The sequence below is a fragment of the Arthrobacter sp. 10T419 genome (assembly GCF_056394105.1).
In genome coordinates this window covers 1-17945 of the sequence record NZ_JBFTHF010000016.1, presented here as the reverse complement: position 1 = coordinate 17945, position 17945 = coordinate 1, and the positions used below count along the sequence as shown (strand labels likewise).

General features: G+C 62.3%; 19 protein-coding genes. 10 read left to right on the top strand and 9 right to left on the bottom strand.

Annotated elements, in window-relative coordinates; all coding sequences use genetic code 11:
• Positions 1 to 1116: 1116 nt before the first annotated feature.
• Positions 1117 to 1293 carry a CsbD family protein gene (locus AC1DBD_RS17585; RefSeq protein WP_476892663.1) on the bottom strand — a complete coding sequence of 59 codons (177 nt, stop codon included), beginning with the start codon at positions 1291 to 1293 and terminating at the stop codon, positions 1117 to 1119.
• Between the two features lie 958 nt (positions 1294 to 2251).
• Between AC1DBD_RS17585 and AC1DBD_RS17580 the strand changes: the two genes are divergently transcribed.
• The 3 genes from AC1DBD_RS17580 to AC1DBD_RS17570 all read left to right on the top strand — a co-directional run bounded on the left by AC1DBD_RS17580 (position 2252) and on the right by AC1DBD_RS17570 (position 5192).
• Positions 2252 to 3076: a helix-turn-helix domain-containing protein gene (locus AC1DBD_RS17580; protein ID WP_476982690.1), complete on the top strand. Its 825-nt coding sequence runs from the start codon at positions 2252 to 2254 to the stop codon at positions 3074 to 3076.
• A gap of 209 nt (positions 3077 to 3285) precedes the next feature.
• Positions 3286 to 4212, top strand: a complete 927-nt coding sequence (locus tag AC1DBD_RS17575) for an SDR family NAD(P)-dependent oxidoreductase (protein WP_476982689.1) — start codon at positions 3286 to 3288, stop codon at positions 4210 to 4212.
• Positions 4209 to 5192 carry an NAD(P)-dependent oxidoreductase gene (locus AC1DBD_RS17570; protein ID WP_476982688.1) on the top strand — a complete coding sequence of 328 codons (984 nt, stop codon included), beginning with the start codon at positions 4209 to 4211 and terminating at the stop codon, positions 5190 to 5192. The genes AC1DBD_RS17575 and AC1DBD_RS17570 overlap by 4 nt, the downstream gene beginning before the upstream one ends.
• 344 nt (positions 5193 to 5536) lie before the next feature.
• Here the strand turns inward: AC1DBD_RS17570 and AC1DBD_RS17565 are convergent, their stop codons facing one another.
• The 5 genes from AC1DBD_RS17565 to AC1DBD_RS17545 all read right to left on the bottom strand — a co-directional run bounded on the left by AC1DBD_RS17565 (position 5537) and on the right by AC1DBD_RS17545 (position 9139).
• The gene (locus AC1DBD_RS17565; RefSeq protein ID WP_476982687.1) at positions 5537 to 6097 is read right to left on the bottom strand and encodes an NAD(P)H-dependent oxidoreductase; all 561 of its coding nucleotides are present in this window, start codon (positions 6095 to 6097) and stop codon (positions 5537 to 5539) included.
• A gap of 75 nt (positions 6098 to 6172) precedes the next feature.
• Complete coding sequence (locus AC1DBD_RS17560; RefSeq protein ID WP_476892658.1) at positions 6173 to 6598, bottom strand: nuclear transport factor 2 family protein; 426 nt, start codon at positions 6596 to 6598, stop codon at positions 6173 to 6175.
• A gap of 96 nt (positions 6599 to 6694) precedes the next feature.
• Positions 6695 to 7528: an alpha/beta fold hydrolase gene (locus tag AC1DBD_RS17555; RefSeq protein ID WP_476982686.1), complete on the bottom strand. Its 834-nt coding sequence runs from the start codon at positions 7526 to 7528 to the stop codon at positions 6695 to 6697.
• A 231-nt stretch (positions 7529 to 7759) separates the two neighbouring features.
• Entirely contained in the window at positions 7760 to 8062 is a 303-nt protein-coding gene (locus AC1DBD_RS17550; RefSeq protein WP_476892656.1) for a tautomerase family protein, read from the bottom strand.
• Positions 8063 to 8209: 147 nt separating this feature from the next.
• The gene (locus AC1DBD_RS17545) at positions 8210 to 9139 is read right to left on the bottom strand and encodes a GlxA family transcriptional regulator (RefSeq protein ID WP_476982685.1); all 930 of its coding nucleotides are present in this window, start codon (positions 9137 to 9139) and stop codon (positions 8210 to 8212) included.
• A gap of 961 nt (positions 9140 to 10100) precedes the next feature.
• On the opposite strand from AC1DBD_RS17545, the gene AC1DBD_RS17540 reads away from it, so the two are divergent.
• The 3 genes from AC1DBD_RS17540 (at position 10101) to AC1DBD_RS17530 (ending at position 11757) form a co-directional block, all read left to right on the top strand.
• Positions 10101 to 10772 carry a hypothetical protein gene (locus tag AC1DBD_RS17540; protein WP_476982684.1) on the top strand — a complete coding sequence of 224 codons (672 nt, stop codon included), beginning with the start codon at positions 10101 to 10103 and terminating at the stop codon, positions 10770 to 10772.
• Between the two features lie 114 nt (positions 10773 to 10886).
• On the top strand, positions 10887 to 11096 hold the full coding sequence (locus AC1DBD_RS17535) for a hypothetical protein (RefSeq protein WP_476982683.1): 210 nt from the start codon (positions 10887 to 10889) through the stop codon (positions 11094 to 11096).
• 352 nt (positions 11097 to 11448) lie between these two features.
• Positions 11449 to 11757 (top strand): hypothetical protein, encoded by a 309-nt coding sequence (locus AC1DBD_RS17530; protein WP_476982682.1) that lies wholly within the window; start codon positions 11449 to 11451, stop codon positions 11755 to 11757.
• Positions 11758 to 12190: 433 nt separating this feature from the next.
• Here the strand turns inward: AC1DBD_RS17530 and AC1DBD_RS17525 are convergent, their stop codons facing one another.
• Positions 12191 to 12397 carry a hypothetical protein gene (locus AC1DBD_RS17525; protein WP_476982681.1) on the bottom strand — a complete coding sequence of 69 codons (207 nt, stop codon included), beginning with the start codon at positions 12395 to 12397 and terminating at the stop codon, positions 12191 to 12193.
• A 125-nt stretch (positions 12398 to 12522) separates the two neighbouring features.
• Here AC1DBD_RS17525 and AC1DBD_RS17520 point away from each other — a divergent pair, with 125 nt between their 5' ends.
• On the top strand, positions 12523 to 12801 hold the full coding sequence (locus AC1DBD_RS17520) for a YciI family protein (protein WP_476982680.1): 279 nt from the start codon (positions 12523 to 12525) through the stop codon (positions 12799 to 12801).
• A 303-nt stretch (positions 12802 to 13104) separates the two neighbouring features.
• On the opposite strand, the gene AC1DBD_RS17515 is transcribed toward AC1DBD_RS17520, so the two are convergent.
• Entirely contained in the window at positions 13105 to 14268 is a 1164-nt protein-coding gene (locus tag AC1DBD_RS17515; protein ID WP_476982679.1) for a low temperature requirement protein A, read from the bottom strand.
• Between the two features lie 541 nt (positions 14269 to 14809).
• On the opposite strand from AC1DBD_RS17515, the gene AC1DBD_RS17510 reads away from it, so the two are divergent.
• The 3 genes from AC1DBD_RS17510 to AC1DBD_RS17500 all read left to right on the top strand — a co-directional run bounded on the left by AC1DBD_RS17510 (position 14810) and on the right by AC1DBD_RS17500 (position 17366).
• Positions 14810 to 15022, top strand: coding sequence for a hypothetical protein (locus tag AC1DBD_RS17510; protein WP_476982678.1), 213 nt, complete (start codon positions 14810 to 14812; stop codon positions 15020 to 15022).
• A gap of 91 nt (positions 15023 to 15113) precedes the next feature.
• Positions 15114 to 16511: a sensor domain-containing phosphodiesterase gene (locus tag AC1DBD_RS17505; RefSeq protein ID WP_476982677.1), complete on the top strand. Its 1398-nt coding sequence runs from the start codon at positions 15114 to 15116 to the stop codon at positions 16509 to 16511.
• Between the two features lie 126 nt (positions 16512 to 16637).
• Positions 16638 to 17366, top strand: a complete 729-nt coding sequence (locus AC1DBD_RS17500) for a hypothetical protein (RefSeq protein WP_476982676.1) — start codon at positions 16638 to 16640, stop codon at positions 17364 to 17366.
• Positions 17367 to 17554: 188 nt separating this feature from the next.
• On the opposite strand, the gene AC1DBD_RS17495 is transcribed toward AC1DBD_RS17500, so the two are convergent.
• Positions 17555 to 17945, bottom strand: a 391-nt coding sequence (locus AC1DBD_RS17495) for a helix-turn-helix domain-containing protein (protein WP_476982675.1), incomplete at its 5' end; no start/stop codon positions are given.

Genomic DNA, 17945 nt, shown 5'->3' with positions numbered 1-17945 from the left:
GGGAGTGCTCCTTGGAAATAGCTCAATGGGTGTCCCGTCCCCGCCGCCCTGGTAGGGGCTGACACTTTCCTGCGGGTCCGGCTTGGTCTGTCAGGAGTACTTCGGCAACACCCGCCCTCCCGGATGGGTCCCCACCGAACCGACACCAATCCGTTACCAACGCAATGGGGTGTCCTCCGGCTCAGTTATGCGGGCTCCAACTGTCGCCGGAGGTTCTGTAAACCAACCTTCGTGCGGGATTTGGTCGTGGGTAGCGGTACGGAGAGCCCTTGAGGAATTTCCTTTCACTCATGCGGTTAAGCGGGTATAAACCGCGGTTCACTTCCTACGCCGTGAGGCTGTTCGGGCCTCAATCAGGAACGCGACTTTGGTCGTGATGCAACGGGTACCTCGCTGCTGATCGTTGCCCTCGTCCTGTGGCAGGCGCTCGGCGCGACGGCCGCAGGTGCCGTCGCCGCTGTCTGGGGGCTCGCGGCCACTTTTGTATTGGCAGCCGAAGTCACCGGAGCGGCAGTGGCCGCCCCGTATTGGCCTAAAACCGTAAATGAGACAACCCAACCCGAACGACGATCGAAACTATGGGACGCCCTTTAACGTCGTGCGAGTAGAGACATGACCCTTACCCTGCTCTAAAGGAGCTTTCGCTCATTGAAGACGAACCAGCGTTAGGAAAGACGGTAGATCCCCCAGCGGTGACTCCCGACTAACTCCTCATCTGTCCATGCTGGGGTCAATTCGGGTTATCCACGGCTGAATTGGTGAGCCGTCCGGGTGGCTCCCTGGCCGCCGTAGCGGTGGATACCCTTCGAGAATTGTCCCCGGTTGTGGGCAGCCGAGCCCTGTTTTCGGTGCCACCGGAACCCGCCTCTGCCTGAAGTGCAGCAACGGCTGGGAGGCAGTAAAGCGCGCGGCTGCGCTATCCCAGTTTTTGAGGAATTAGTCCACCGGGACCGGAACCTGCACATGAAGCCCGATGCCCTGTCAACCGAAACTTATCAGTCACAGATGTTGGGACTTGAAGGAAGCTTCGGGAGCGGGCGCATGATCTTTCCTGCTGCCAGGCAGCGGCAGAGGTGCGGTCTTCCGGACCGCACCTCTGCGTCTTGGCTGCGTGTCTTAGTGTTTCTTGAAGGCATCCTTGATTTTTTCGCCGGCCTGCTTCAGGTCCGCTTTGAATTGCTCGCCCTTGCCCTCGGCCTTCAGCCGGTCGTTGCCGGTGGCATCGCCGGCGGCTGCTTTGCCCTTGCCGTGGAGTTTCTCGGCGGCGTTGTGGATCTTGTCACCCAAACCCATGGTAGTTCTCCTTATCTGGCCGCCCCCGCGACGTGAATGCCGTGGAGGCCGACAGTTAATTGTAGGGACGGAACCGTCAAGAGTGGGTGCGATGGGCGACCGGAATAACCGGTGATTTGGGCCGGAATTGGCGGTCGGTGCCAGCAGGTGGGTCCGCCGCGTGGATCTTGGCCCCATTTCTTCGCTGCGGGCAGACGGCTGTAATTTTAATGTTCCGTCATGCGACGTGTCGCTGTACTGGAACGGCACGGCTCCGCGGTCCCGCGCGTTGCGCTGGTTTCATGAAATCATCGCCGACTACTTGAACTGAATCCGTGCAGCTTGCCGTCGCTGGACAGTCCCACTCCTGGACTCAGAGCGCCCGTGGGCGGCCGATCCAGGCCGCAGGTCTGCTGGATCCATGACATACCCACCGGCAGACGGATGGATTCTCCGTCAGCTTAGGCAGACAACTCATAGCTCTCGACGCCCCCGACAGAGTTGCAGAGTCTGGAAGTAGCGACGTTGTCTGGAAGTAGTGAACTTTCGAACGCCTTGCACGCCACAGGCGCGCCGATGCAGTGGCAGCATGCCCCAGCCACGGCCCTGGACAACGAGTGGGTACCGGGGCGCTTAGGCGGCCATGGCGGGATGGGAGGAAGGGCGACCAATTACCGACAGAACCTCGTGTTCTGTGCACGCGAGGCTTGGAATTGGGACATGGCCGGCAAACGGGAGCGGGGAAGATCGGATAAATCGACATCCTTTGTCCGCTGGCGGAGCCCGAGAGGCGAAGCCGGCGTATTCGGTGACTTCCCGGAAGTGAGACTGGGCCATGAGTTGGGCAAAGAATTCCGAGGCACTTGAGCGCCTCCCACCATTCTGGACTCCCGATAAAGGACCATTAAGGCAATGGCAGTTCTTTTATGAAAGTTCGGCAGTGCCGCGTTTGATGAGCGCCCGGGCGTAGATTAGGTCCGTGGCAAAGAACGTCGCTTTCGGAGAGTACCTGCAGGCCCGCCGTAAGCTCATCCGACCGGAAGACGTCGGACTGCGCAGCTACGGGCGCCGCCGGGTTGCGGGTCTTCGCCGTGAAGAGGTTGCAGGCCTGGCAGGCATCAGTGTCGATTACTACGTGCGCCTGGAGCAGGGCAAAGACCACCACCCGTCCCCGCAAATACTGGACGCTCTCGCACGCGCCCTGCGTCTGGACCCGCCCGCAACCGTCCATCTGCACCGGCTCGCGCAACCGGTCCCGCAGGCCGTGGCCAGTCCCGCGTCGGCCGGGGTAGCGGAAGGCTTGTCGTATTTGCTGGTCACGTTGGCCCACGTTCCGGCCTTTGTTCAGGACCGCTTCATGAACGTCCTCGCCGCCAATCCGCTGGCCGTTGCCCTCTCTCCGAGGAACCAACCGGGCACGAACGTGCTGCGGGCAGCCTTCCTGGACCCCGCCGAACGGGAGCTCTACGAGGACTGGGAACACGTCATGGAAGACGCGACCGCGGGACTCCGCGCAGCTGTGGGGGAGTGCATCAACGACCCGCAACTCGAGGCGCTGGTCATGGAGCTATCAGAGCGCAGCACGTACTTCCTCCAGCTTTGGGGGCGCCACGATGTCCGCCCCAAGGTGGCGGGCAAGCGTCTGCTGCATCACCCGGTGGTAGGCGAACTCGAGCTCTTCCACGAAAAACTGGCCGTACCCGGAACGGACGGTCACCTCCTCGTCATTCACCACGCCGAGCCCGGCAGTGCCTCCGAACGGGCACTGGAGCGCCTGGCCCGGACACTCCCGGGCATGGCCTGACCCCTCCACGCTCGTCGGCCCTGAATTACCCCCGAGGGTGGCCCCGGCATTCATATGAATCGCAGGGTTCTGGCTGCCCGATTCCGGCGGGAGCACACTGAATTCTAGAGCTGCCCAGACCCCCGCGCTTATTCAGGCTTACAGCCGAAGGACGCCGGGCGGCTCTTCTGAAAAGACACTTCCCGACCCGCCGAAAGAGGACCAACCCCATGGCAAGAATCACCACCGGTTTCGGATTCAGCTCCACCACCTCGGATGTCACCGAGGGCATCGACTTCACCGGAAAGCGCGTCATCGTCACTGGCGGCGCCTCCGGCATCGGAATCGAAACAGCCCGCGCGTTCGCCAACATCGGTGCCGAGGTAACCCTGGCGGTGCGCAACGTCGAGGCCGCGACGCCGGTAGCCCAGGAATTGCGCGAGTCAACAGGCAACAACAACATCTTCCTCGGCCGGATGGACCTGGCTGACCTGTCCACCATCACCGCATTCGCCGACGAGTGGACCGGCCCGCTGCACGTGCTGGTCAACAACGCCGGCATCATGGCCCTCCCCGACCTCGAGCGGACCCCGGAAGGCTGGGAAATGCAGTTCGCCACGAACCATCTGGGCCACTTCGCCCTTGCCCAGGCCCTGCATGGAGCCCTCGCCGAGGCGGGGAACGCCCGTATCGTGTCCCTGAGTTCCAGCGGACACCTGTTCTCCCCGGTCATGTTCGATGACCCGCACTTCAACTTCGTCGCCTACGACGCCTTTGTCGCCTACGGGCAGTCCAAGACCGCCTCAGCCCTGTTCTCCGTGGGCGTGACCGCACGCTGGGCCAAGGACGGCATCACCTCCAACGCCGTCATGCCCGGGGCCATCGCCACCAAACTCCAGCGCCATACCGGAGGGCTGCGCACCCCCGTCGAACGCCAGAAAACTCCCCAGCAGGGTGCGGCGACCACCCTGTATGTGGCGACTTCTGCGGACCTTGAGGGCATCGGCGGACGCTACTTTGAGGACGTCAATGAGGCCCGCACCGTGGACCACCGAGGCCCCGATTACACCGGAGTGGCACCCTACGCACTCGATCCGGCTAACGCAGAACGCCTCTGGGATCTCTCKACCGAACTACTGGCCCGGAAAACTGCGTGAAAGCCATCAACTCCTCCACAGAGAAAGACAATGACATGACCGGCAGCGCCGCCTCACCCGACGCAACACCGACCACACCAGCGATCACCTCGGGCACTGCCTCCGAACTGAGCGTCGGCTGGGTCGGCCTCGGAGACCAAGGAGCCCCCATGGCACGGGCCATCGCCGAGGCTGGCTTCGAACTGAACGTCTGGGTCCGTCGCGAGGCATCCTTGACCGCTCTCGACGGCCTCCCCTTCGTCCGGCACGAAACCCTCGCCGCGCTCGGCATGGCCACTGACGTGGTCGGATTGTGCCTTCGCGAGGACTCCGACATCGAGGAGGTCCTTACGTCGGGCGGCCTGCTCGGAAGCATGCGGCCGGGCACCATTCTCATCAACCACGGCACCGGACTTCCCGGTTATGCCGCCGCCATGGCCGAGCGGGCCGCCGACACCGGGGTCCTCGTCCTGGATGCACCGGTCAGTGGTGGCCGGCCTGGAGCCGAAGCACGTCAGCTGACGACTATCGTCGGCGGCCCCAGCCAGGCTCTGACCACGGCCCGTCCCGTCCTTGAAGCGTTCTCCGGGAAGGTCTCCCATATGGGCGCCGCCGGGTCGGGGCAGACAGGAAAACTCATTAACAACGCCCTGCTGATGATGAACCAGAAAAACGTCCAGGACATCCTCGCTTTGGCGAACAATCTGGACCTCGACCTCGGCGCGCTAACGGACCTACTGCTCTCCGGAACCGGTCGCAGCTTTGCCCTCGAGGCGCTCACCGGTGCCGTTACCACCACCAACGCCGACCATCTCAAGGACCTGCAGATCATCGACATGGACATCTTCGCCGCGGCCATGACAAGCCTCGGTCAGGACGTCACCGCCATCGACGACTACGCACGGGCCGGCGCCAGGGGCCTGCCGTTTGCCGCACACTTGATCGCCAGGGCGGCGGCCAGCGGATCTGCGGCAGTCCGTGCCGCCGAGGTTGTCCGCTAGCCCCTGTCGCTGTCGGCAGCAGTCCTTTCCTGTGGCGGCGGGACGTCTGTAAGCTCCCCGGTGGGGGCCGCTCCTGGAAGCTGCTGTTCCGGTGCGTCCCGGTGCGTCCTGGACGAAGATGGTGGAACGGCGCGCCTTCGGGGACTTCGTGACAAACTCGGCGTAGATGCCGCTGTGTGCATCGCCCGGCACAGAGGCCAAGGGAATCCAAAAGGTATCTCCCACTAGGCCTGAGACCCCCGGCGGCGCGGTCGGCTGAACCGCCCAGCCGGAATACACCCTGCCGACCAGAGTGATGGGCGCCCGCCGGCTCCGGACCATACTCCGGCCGGCGGGCGCCTATGTCATGACACGTGCTCGGGCACGGAGCTTGCCTCTAGCAGGCGGCGGTAGTCCCGGGCGAGGTCCTGCAGCTGCTCTTCCGTCAGGTCACGCACCCCGTGCAGGACAAAGGGACTGAGCCATTGCATTCCGAGCCGACGGGCCGTGGCTTGCAGAGGGATGAGGATGTCGGTGAAGTCCCATCCGTGGAAGCCGTCGGGGGAGTAGGCGTCCATGGTCCCTCCTGTGCTGGTGGCGACGCGCAGTGTCTTACCGGCAAGGGCCCCCGGCGCCCCGGTGCCGTAGGCCCAGCCGCGGACCAGCACCTCATCCAGCCAGTTTTTGATGAAGGCGGGCGGGGCGTACCAGTGTGTCGGGTATTGCAGAACGATGTTGTCCGCCGCTTCCACCTCAGCCCTTTCAGCACCGAGGTTGATCCGGCCGTCCGGGTACAGGCGGCGCAGGTCACGTACCGCAAGACCGGGCGCATCCTCCAATGCGGCGGCCAGAGCGTGATTCACGCGGGACCGGCTGAGATCGGGGTGATCCAGAAGGACCAGCGTCCTAGGGATTGCGGGTGTCATTGTCGTTTTCCTTTCGGGTTGGAGGAGGGACGGGACAGGAGTTGTGTGTCTGGGCGGAGGATGTAACGGCCTGGATCATTGAGCCAGACCTAGGTCGGGCGCACCGGCAGGAGGTGCAACCTGGTTGTTCCACTGCCAGTGCGCCGTTGCTGCCCCGTGCTCGTTGAGAGTGACCACCCAGAGGTTGTCAAAGGTTCCAAGGGCCGGATAGGTTCCCGTACCCTGGGCAGCGAAGGTGTCTCCCGTAAGGTGCAGGAGCTTCCAGTCGAAGGTCCAGCAATCTGTTCCCTTCCATCCCGCCCTAAGTTTCCATCCCGCGATGATTTCATCCAGACCATGCCAATCAGTCTCGTACGGCCGTTCGTGGAATTCGGCGTCCGGGGCATAGACGCCGGCTGTAGCGTCGACGCGGTTTGTCCTCCACGCTTGTACGTATCGATTCATCCATCGGGTGGCTTCGTGCTCACTCAGGAATTTGTCCATCTTCTGCTCTGCTTTCAAAGGTTCAAAGGTTCAAGGGTTCAAGGGTGTGAGGCTGTGATGAGCCGTAGAAGGTTCAGTTGGCAGGGAGGCCTGCGCCGAGGCCAGCCCGGGCGGCTACTTGGCCAGGAAGCGGAGCAGGATTTCGTTGATACTGGTGGCGTGCGTCCAGAGCATGCCGTGCGGTGCATCTACGAGTTCCACGTATTCGGCGGCCGGCAGGCGTTTGGTGAACTCACGGCCCGTCGAGTCGATCGGCAGGATGCGGTCCTGCGTTCCGTGCACGATTAGGGTCGGGACGGTGATCTTCTCGACGTCTGAGCGGAAGTCCGTCAGCCAGGAGTCGACGACGGCGAAGGACGCAAACCAGGACGAGCCGGCGGCCACGTTCCAGGCGTTGCGCAGCGCTTCCTCGCTGAGCCGGTTTCCAAGGAATTTGTCGGTATTGAAGAAGTTGTCGTAGAAGTCGGCGAACCATGCGTAGCGATCGTCACTGGCGGCGTTGCGGATGCCGTCGAACACCGACGACGGAACGCCGCCTGGGTTGTCTTCGGTCTGCAGAAGGAACGGTTCGAGAGAGGCAAGGAACGCTGCCTTGGCCACGCGGGCCTGACCGTAGGTGCCGATATACCGTCCGACTTCGCCTGTGCCCATCGAGAAACCGACCAGGACGGCCTCCTGAAGGTCCAAGGTTTCGAGGACGGCGTTCAGGTCGGCTGCGAAGGTGTCGTAATCGTAGCCTGTAGTCGGTTTGCTGGATTTGCCGAACCCCCGGCGGTCGTATGTGATGACGCGGTAGCCGCCATTCAAGAGGGCCGCTGTCTGCTTTTCCCAGGAGCCACCATCCAACGGGTAGCCGTGGATAAGGACAACTGGCTGGCCCGTCCCGTGGTCCTCGTAGTAGAGCTCGATGTCCGTGCTGTTCTCGGTGCCGGCTGTGATGTAGCCCATGTTTCTGATCCTTGTCTCGAGGCTGAGAACTAACGTTCTCGCAGCGTCATCGCAACTCCGGTCGGAGTGAGGTGATTGCTTTCCTGTATTTGTTGTTCGTACGGGAGTTTCCTGCGCACAGTCCGGGTTCGGAAGGATTGGGTCAATTCCGCTGTCCCCTTCAATGGGCCCGGAGTCGCGCTGTGCACCGAACGGGGATTGGGGCGTCATGGATGACGTACCAAATTGGGGTTACTTTTCTTGAACCGGTGCTTTCTCTGCCAGTTCCGGCCGGGTAACCGGGTGGCCGTCAATAGACTCATAAACGCTCTTGGAACGGGCGAGTCCATCCATCAGGCTGGCCGGTCCCCTGAAGGGCAGACCGCCGATGTGCCAGCCGTCGGTGTGCAGTTCCTCTATGAGGACCCAGACCACCTCGCGGAAAGCTTCGGATCCTTCAAACTTGACCATGACGTCAGTTAGCGCAGCCGCCATCCGGTGCTTTTCGTCTTCCGTGAAGACGCCGTCGACGAGCTTGACGTTTACGAAGGGCATGACCGTCTCCTCTTTTGTGGATGCTCCGGATTTCACCGGATGCATCCAGCATTGCCGAGGGAGCGCGTCGGCGGACCCGCGAATCCTGTCAACCAGCCCCCAGATGGCGTCAGCCTGCGACTGAGCAGGCGGTGAGGCTGGGAAGTATCAGGGCTGCGACAGGAGACTTTCCAGATACAGCGATGGACTCATTCCGATCTTCTGCGTGAAGACGCGCCTCATCGTTTCGGCACTTCCGAATCCGCTGGCGGCCGCAGCCGCCGAGACAGTGGCTCCTCTCTGGAGCATTGCCTGAGCGGCCTCGATACGCACCATTTCAACGTACCGACTAGGAGTGGTGTTGGTTGCCTCCTGAAATCGCCGGGTGAGGCTACTGGCGCTGAGATTCGTCATGGCGGCCATGGCATCAATCGAGTAGTTTGCGGCGGGATCGGCCGTGATGCTGTCCAGGAGTTTGCGGAGGGCGTGGTCGCGGGGTGCGCTCACGCGGACCGCGACCGGGCGCTGGGACTGGCCTCCCGGCCGTTGATTAGAAATAACCATTTGACGGACGACGGCGCGGGCAACGTCGGGGCCGTAGTCGTCTTCAACTATGAACAGGGCCAGGTCGGCCCCGGAACTGACACCCGCGGAAGTGATGATCGAACCGTCTTGCACAAACAACGCATCAGGGACGACATGTACCAGCGGATATGACCTGCTGAACCTTTCGATCTGGGTCCAGTGGGTGGTTGCGTTGCGGTAGTTCAGCAAGCCCCTCTGCGCCAGCAGAAAAGCACCGGTACAGACGGATGCGATCCTGTTGGCATCAGCCGTTAGATCGGAAACAGCGTTCACCAGCACCTGCTCGAAAGGTTTCGTCACCATCCCGTAAGCACCCGGAACGATGACTGTATCCAAAGGGCCTGTTTGTCCGGCTGCGGCCTCGGCGGTTAGATAGTGCCCGTTGGAAGCGCGCTTGGCGTTGCCGTCGGCGGAAACCAAAACGGTCTCGTAACGGGCCCCGAAGGCATTTGCGTGGTGGAACACATCCGCTGGCCCGGCAATGTCCACCATCGTGACGTTGTCGTGGATCAAGAATCCAATGGCCTGGCTTGGATTACTCACTTTTCACCGCAGTTTCTGAAATGTAGGGCTGCGCCGCGCAAAAGGGGGCGCCCACGGGCGCTTGTCTGGATGGCTTCCAATAATCATCAAACCTGACCCCTAAGTACGCAACAGACGAGTTCCGCCGTGGTCGCCCCGACGCTGAAGCCGATAACTCCCCTCAGTGCCCATGACGAGCCATCCCGCGCGCAGCGGCACGTGCACCGGAAGCATCTTGATGAACTGTGCGCGGAACCTGCATGATGAAGTTCACCCCTGCCGCCGCCTGGTCCGGAAAGTGGCTATGCTCGCCGGCGTGGAGCGGCGGGACGTTTCGCTGGAGGCGGCCCGTTGCAGGAATGACCGGCTGGTCCGCTAAGCGGTCAGTAAGCGGGGTTGATTCCTTGGAGGCGAGGAGCGCTCCGGTGAGCTTGCAGCAGCGTCCCGGGCCTGGAAGCTGCCGGCGCCCTACTTGGGTTGCGCAATGCCTGCTGGGCAACCGCATCCCCAAGCACTGCTCGATCATGAGGCGGGATACCTGGCCCGAGCCGCGGATCGCTGGGTCCTCCGCAGAAGGCAGCATTGTGTCGTCGCCGAAGTCGGTCCGAACACCAAGACGGAGGTAACGGACCCCGTCGTTCTGCGATCTGAGGCGAAGTGTGCAGCGCAATGGCTTCCCACACCGAGTCGACTCGAGAAGCGTCCCATCCTTGGGCGCTGAGGAACGTCGCAGCCGCGTCCCTTGTGCGCCTGCTGACAGGACTTTGAGCCCTAGCCTCGGCGTATCGACTAGGCGACCCTCTTATAGGAGCGCCGTGTCTTGCAGAAGAAGTGGCATGGCGGCCGTCCAGTGACCTAGGTCCAATAGCCTCCGAATGTGCCTTGTGCAGTTATTTCCATCCCCACAGTTCACCTGTCACAGGCGGAATTCCAGACCGATGTGGAGCGTCAGATGGCAACTCCGATCCAATCCACAGTCACCCACCGTCGCGTTCTGCCGGTCGCCTGGCTGACCCGAACGGCCGTGGTGCTCTTCATTACAGCCCTGACCGTGGCGTTGCTACCGTCTGGGCCTCCACCAACGGGGCAGGATATCTGGGCTACTGTCGTCGTCGGCTGTTTTGTTCTCAGTGTCGTCGCAGCGGTCGCAGCCCAGGCGCGAAAGCATCGCGTCATCCGCACGCGGCTTGGCTACTGGGCTCTGGCCTTCCTCATTCTTGCGGCGGCGATCATGGCTGCTGTCTCGGCAGGCATCTCAGTGAGCATGCAGGTGCCCGTAACCCCTGACGTGTTGATCTCCGCCGGTACCATTGCGCTTATCGTGGCGGCCGTGCTGGGCATTCTCGCGGCGTTCCGGGCTGACGGAGCAGACGTTCGTTTCCTGCCGACAACGCCCGTGGGGTGGTGGGCCGCGGTCTTCCTAGCGGTCGCACTGGTTCTCGGGTTCACCCCGTGGGCCGTCCTGACACCGGCGGCGATGGCCGGACCAGTCCTGGCCTTGGCGGCAATTGTTAGTTACCGGGAGCGCTCGGTGCTGTCGGCCATCGCATTGGTCGCCGGTCCGGCGCAGCTGGCTTTCTTTGATCTCGCCTTTTTCATCAGTCTCTTTACACCCCACCCCTAGGCGGAAGACGTGTCCCTGGCAATCACACCACGATCGGCCTCCGGGCGCTGGAGCCTGCTTTTCGCAGCCATAACCGTGGTGGCAACCCTCATCGCATGGATCACACTCCTGCCCATGATGGATTACCCATCCGCCACCTGGGTGCGGCACGCCCTTGGCCAGGCATGCATAGGACCCGCAGCCGCGGCAACAGCCCTGGGACTGGTCAGCATCATTCATTACAAGGAACGCTCCGCGCTGACCTGGGCGACCACCTTGGCCGCCCTCGCGGCGGCAGCGGCAGCGGGCGTGATGATGGTTACCGCTGTCGCTGAGTACGAGTAGGCCTCATCGCGTCCACTGGTGCATTCAAGCAAAGCGCCATTGTTACCCCCGGAGTCCGTGTTTGGTGGTTCCGGGATCATGGGAACTGTATCGACTGCTGCGGCACGTGACCTGGCGCCCAACAGTTAGGCACCCGTGAAAGCCTTCCGCTGAGGGGTATTCCCGTGTGCCCCGAGTCCCGTGGCGGGGCGGCGTCTACAGGCTGCCTGATGATGGGTTCCAGCGCGCCCCCGGCGCCCCTCATCGAGGCCACTGCCGTCAGCTGGCAGCAGCGGTCGCCCCGACTACGATTTCCAGCGCCGGACCTATGCTTAGGTTTAACGCTTATCCGTTCCGCCGGAGGAGAACTCGAATGTCTCGCATCATTTCGACCGGTTTGGCCAAGACCGGTCTCCTGCTCGGCTACAAGGTCGCCCGCGATACAGGCAACAGACAGGCAGGCCGCGCCATTTTGGCAGCCTGCGGCTTGGCCGCCTTCACGGTTTGGAAAAACGACGCTGGCGCGGCCAGGGCTGCCGCCCTCACGGGCGCGTATATTACGGCCTTTGGCGCGTCACACCCCCTGGCGAAGAAGATCGGCGCGTGGCCGGCAGTATTCACCGTCACTGGGGTCATGGCGCTGGCCTCGATGATCTTTGGCGGGCACCGCAAGGAGTCCTAGTACTACAGGGCTGCTAGCTGTTCCCAGCCAGCAGGTTGGATACATCTGCTGACGGGTGGTCATCCTCCGAGGGCGCTGGCTTGTGGTTGGAAGCGGCGGCGGGCTTGGCTGCGACATCGGTGGCCCGTGCCCACTTCCTGGAGGCCGGCCGGGCAGCTGGTCGGTCATGCGGGTTGCTGATTTCTCCTCGATGGGACGTTTGCAGAGGAGGAAGCCGCGGCCATGATGTTCACCGAATTCCAGCAGAAGGAGGATGTCCACAATGTGCACACCCTGGGCTTCGGACCGGGTCGTGCTGGCGCCGGACGGCCGGACGGCCGGATTGCGGAGGGTTCCGGGGGAGCGGCGGAAATTCTAGGCCCGCAGAAGGGGCGCCGGAGTGCCGGATGAAACGGGGGAGCCGGCGTCCTGGAAAACCCGACGCGGAAGCGCTTCAGCGGGTGTCGTCGCGCTGCGTGAACTCGTGATCCAGTTCGTAGTGGCGGAATTCCGTTTCGCGATCCGATTCACCCGCAACGACGACCTCATGGTCGAGCTGTCGCTGGACCTGGCTGTCCAGTACCTGCAGGTCGTTATCCGTCATCACTTCCAGATCTTGCGGGAACGCATCGTCCGGGGTCAGCCGCAGCTTGTCCGTCATTTCTTCGCCAATCCTTGAGCCGTACGTTCGTCTATTGTCGGATCAGTGTACTGAGTTAGAGCCGCAAGAATCTCCTGTGTCTGAAGCGGCACACCGCGGCCGCTGCGATAGGTAGCTTCTGGCACATGGAATCTGTGGTGCTCTACACGCTGCGCGAGGGCGCTGACCGGTCACGCATCCTCAAAACGTTTCCCCGCCACAAGGCCTACTACAAGGCCTTCCGCGAGGCAGGCGGCGGGCTTGTAGCCCCGGGCCCCTTCCAGACGGCGGATCCCGCAGCGGGTTCGATGGGTATCTTCACGTCCCGCGAGGATGCCGAGCGCTTCATCGCCGAAGACCCGTTCACGGTCGAAGGACTGGTGGACCCGCGCATTCTGGAATGGGACGCCGTCCACTTCGAGTAGGCCGCTACCGGCTACACCTTCCACAGAACCGTCCTTGGTCAGATGACCAGCGGCCTCCCGCATCATCGTGGCGTCCGAGTCGGTCCTCGTGTACTCCGTCCGCAGCCCCTCCCTGCTTCGTGTGGTCTCTGCTGTGAGCGCAGTGTTCCGCAGGTCAGAGGCCTTACGGGCGTGGGAGGTGGACAAGCCTCCAAGAATTTGTGGCGTGCTTCGTAGCATCTCTCCCGTAGCCCGCGTTCTGAAGTTCACAAGATGAACGGCACTGCGTCGTTCTTGCTCTGTTGGCGGATCCGGCCCTCCGCCTCAGCGGGGCCCTCGTTCCGTTCGGCGGCGACGGTTCACGGCATCTGCAACCGCTACACCTATGAGGGGGAGCGCGGCGCCCATGGCGGCAACGAAGGCCGGGAGGAGAAAGCTCAGATTTGCCAGCACCGCCAGGGCTCCGATGCCGGCGAGATCAGATGGTTGGCGGTGGCCCAGTACCCGCCGGATAAAAAATCCACGGCCGGCTAGGAAGAGAGCCGGGCCGCCAAAGAGGAACAGAACTGTGGCAAGATCGGGGCGGGCAGCCGGATCACTGATGGTGAGCTGATCACCCACCGCCACCAAGATCAAGCCTGCCAGTAGCACGACCAGGGTGTTGCCCGCCAAGATGCCGGGTCGGAACTGATCATCAACAGAAGCAAGCTTTTTCAGAATTTCCTGTTCGAGGCTATAGAAGTAGCACCACCAGATCGCGACGCTTCCGGCCAAACTTACTGTTCCGGTCACAAATATCAAAGGGTCCTCCAGGTTGCCGGCAATCGCCAGACCGGTTGAGAGGATCGTCTCGCCAAGCGCGATCAGGTAGAACAACCCGAACCGCTCAAAGATCCTTTCTCCCGGGAGTGGGACCCGGCTTCCTTCGGTCTTCTGTCCAGGCAACCGGTGAGCCAGCATATGGCCGCCCAGATCGATCGCGGCAGCGACACCCCAGAACATCAGACGGGGCCCCGGACCGAAAAAGACGCCGGCAATCCAAAACGGAGCGCTCATACACCCCCAGATCAGCGTGCGCACGAAATGGTTGTGGGTGGTGCGGTCAAGTCCCACAGTCAGTAACCATGCACCCCGGCCCAGCTGGACCAGTAGATAGCTCGCGGCAAAAAGCCAGCCGAAGGCGCCAAACGCTGAGCCGATTGAGGCGTTCATGAATAGTGTGATCAGCATGACGATCAGTAGCATCCACTGCACCTCAAACCGCGAAGTGTCCAGCAACGTGGCCGCCCAGGTCGTGTACACCCACACCTTATAGACCGCGAGAAGAAGCACAAACGTCTCACCGGCCGCCACCCATGAAGGATGCTCCAGCAAGTGATGGGAAAGCTGCGACAGCGCGAACACAAAGACCAGATCGAAGAATAGCTCAAGCCGCGTAACCCGGCTTCCGGAGGTTGCGGAACGCATCAGCGACGTGGCACGGAACATTAGCATCCTTCACTGAGCCAGGAGCGGACGGACGCCCGTCCTGTTGTCGAAAGACTGACGACGGTCAGTAGAGAAGTCAAGGGGGAAATTGCCGGAGAGGTGTTACGGCGCACCCTCCGTCGGCGTGATGGTATCGGCGTGCGCGGGCGAACCCTTCCGGGGACTCCGGATCCCTGCGACCTCGGTCCAGGCCAACGGCCTGTCCTCACAATGAGCCAGAAGAGCCGCCGCTCAGCTCGGGAACGCGGTCCGAGAGCTCCGTGGCAGCTTATTTAGTCAGCGTAATTCCGTTTTCACCTCACGAAACAGCCCATCCTTCGCCCAGCACTGAGCGGCTCCTGCACGAATTGATTGGTCCGGGATCAAAGAATGCACGCTTTGGAACAACACCCCGGTTTTTGCACGGCCACCGATCGTAGGATTTTTTGAAGGCGGGCACGCAGCTTCCGGCGAGGTTGCAGAGCCGCACGAGTGGCTCCGCTCAGGGATGCCGACCGTGGGAGCGAACTGCCTTTGAGTGCTATCAGAACAGGAACGACCTATGACCACCGCCGCCATCGGAATGGCTTACTACGTCACAGCAGACGAGCCCCACTTGTTAGCCGAGCGCCTCGATGCCGCTGAGGAACTGGCCCGGGCGCTGATGGAAGGTAATCACGGAATTCTCGTGACCCGCCATGGACCGAACTCGTTCACAGTAAACCTGAGCCAGGACGTTCCCTATGGAACCACTCAGGAATGCGACCTCGCCTAGAACGGGACCGTGGCGGCAACATACCCTCCCGCGTCACCGCATACCTGGAGGGATATCGCCGATGCTGAACCCAAATGATCCAATATCCGAAATGAGCAAGAAGGCTCGCATGTCCCCAGCCCCCACGGTCACCGGCCAAACTCGAACATCAGCATGCGGACGATGGTTGCTGGCCGTTCTGTCACTGTGGGTGCTATCCGCGCTGTCGATACTGCTGCCTCTCCTGGTTGGTCTTCAGCCTTGGAACGGTCTCGGGGTCCCCGCCGAATTTTCCGTCTTCGCCTCGATACTGCTCCTTCCGGTTCTCCTTCATGCGGCCTGGAGCCTCGTCCGGCAACAGCGCCGCGATCAGATCGAGGCGTCGACGACCGCCAGACTGATGGACGCGGTCCTGGGCGCTACCAAGGTTTGGCTCTGGGCTGTAGGAGCAGATGGCCGGTTCACCTTCTCCAGCGTGGCAAGCCGGGAGCTGCTCGGTTACGAGCCCTCCGACCTTGTGGGACGCCCGTGCAGTCTCATCATCGACCTTTCCGACCTCAAGACCGCACAGGAACCAGACCCAAGTACCGGCCGAGTAGGGCTTTTGCTTTCCGCCCGTCACCGGGATGGGCGGCGACGGAGCATCGAGGTCGTCGGATGGCGTCGGTCGGACGTGGAAGGCTGGGGAGCAGGATTTGAGGGAATCGCGCGGCCGCCGGCAGACTGCGCGGTGCAGCGCCCGGCAAATCAGGCGATCGCGGCGCGCCTCGATCGCCTGATCGCCACTCGGACACTGATCACAGCGTTTCAGCCGATCTGTCATCTGGGAACCGGCGAGATTATCGGTGCCGAAGCGCTCACTCGATTCGTCAGCTCTCCTGTAAGGTCCCCGGATCAATGGTTTGCCGACGCCGATTCAATCGGGCGGGGCGCCGAACTCGAATTCCTCGCTTTGGAAACAGCCTTGCTCGCCGCTGCGGATCTTCCTGACCACCTCTATATCGCCGTCAATCTCTCCCCATCGGCATGCCTTGACCCGAGGCTAAGTGACATTGTGGGGAAATCAGGTGTGAAGCCCGAGCGTATCGTCGTAGAGCTGACCGAGCACTCAGCCGTCGCTGATTATGCACGCCTCGCGGCAGCATTGGCTCCGCTGAGAAGCGCTGGCTTACGCATTGCTATCGACGACGTCGGCGCCGGGTTCTCGTCGATGCGCCACATACTCAAGCTCGACCCAGAGCTCATCAAACTCGACCGGACAATCGTTGCGGGAATCGACAACGACCCGAAGCAGCGTGCCCTATGCGCGGCGATGGTCAGTTTCTCGTCCCAAATCGAGGCATGCCTGGTCGCCGAGGGAATCGAAACCCATGCAGAACTGGCGGCCGTTACAGAGATGGGAGTGAACGCCGGGCAGGGCTACCTCTTGGGTCGGCCATCTGTTTTGTCGGCGGACTGGTCCCATTGGAGGCAGCGGAACCGGTCGTCACCGAATGAAGATGCCGAATGAAATGACACTTGAACGGTGACTGCTTCGGAGCCGGTCAGTCTCCGGCCAATGCTTCTGACTGGCGCGGGTTTGCGCGCTTTGCCGGGCTAGGAGCACCCACGCCACGACTATGCGGAAAGTATTCAGATGACATCAGGTCCCAAAACCGTCCTTTGGACGATGCTCATAGGTGTGGACGCCGCCCGGGACCACATCCGCGGCGCCGCAGTCGAATCAGGTTTTAGGGCTAAGCCCTGCGATGAGGACAGTATCAATATCGAGGTACCGTTTTCCCTCCGCAAGCGACGTCGAGCCGTGCGGTTTACTGCTACCGTACGACCGTCCGCGCGTGGTGCAGACGTGGTCTGGACAGCAGATCAGGGGCCGCTGAACCATGAGCATCTCGCCAGTATCGAGGAAACGCTGCCCGAGGGGGTCATGGACTACCGCGGGCTTGAGGACGCCGTGCTGCGGGCAGGTCTCTCCCTGGGCGGGCGGACTGAGTTGCGAGCCGTGGTCCGTTTGCTGGCGCGAGACGAAACCGTCCGGGCTATCGGGAGGGGGAACCTGAATGACGCTGCCGGATACGTCGTCCTCACGACCAGGCGCCTCCTCGTCATCGAAGCGTCCGGCCTCGGTTCCCGAACTCTCCTCGATGCTCCGCACGGATCCATCGAAGCACTTTCGCTGGGCAAGAGAAGCACCGGGGAAACCATCCGCGTCGCCCTGCCCTCAGGCCCGATCGTCATTTCGCGGCTCGGCCACGGAGAAGGCCACGGCATCATCAAGACTTACAGGGAAGAACTGAAGGAGCGCGCCCGCTTCGTCCCCTCCTCGGCGGGGTACAGTTCGGCGCCGTGTCCCCGAAGTCCCTGACCACAGCTGTCACCTCCGACTAGACGCTGGCTCGGCGACCTGGCCTTTGTGCCGGGGGACCGGCCGGCCCCGGGCCCGAGGTTGCATTCCGGTAGATAAGCCCGGCAGAAAGGGACGAACTACCGGTCAAACGACTACGACGAGCCGCTGGCACGGACGGTATGCCTTCGAGATCCGGTCCAACCGGTTCACAGTCCGGTCAGTCTCTTTAGTTCGGCGGCTCGAGTGCGCAGGAGTTCCGGGTTCTCCTGCACGTCGCTGAGCGAGACCCCTGTAAGTTCCCTGACGGCCCGCCTCATGGCTTGCAGGCTAGCGAACCCGCTGGCGCCCGCGATGTCCGTCAGAGAGCGTTTCCAGGCGGTTTCTTCGGCGAGGAGCTCGAGGGCTTCCAAGGTCCTCAGGGCCCGGATGTGTCCGCTGACCTGGAGCGTTTCGTTTTCGAAGAGATAGTAAAGGGCTCGGCGTGAAAGAAATGAGTAGGCCACGACCTCGTCAACGGTGAGGGCACGGTTTCTGAAGTTCTTGCGCATGAATTTCTTGATCGTTGCGATGCGGGCCAGTCTTAGATCGCCGGGATCG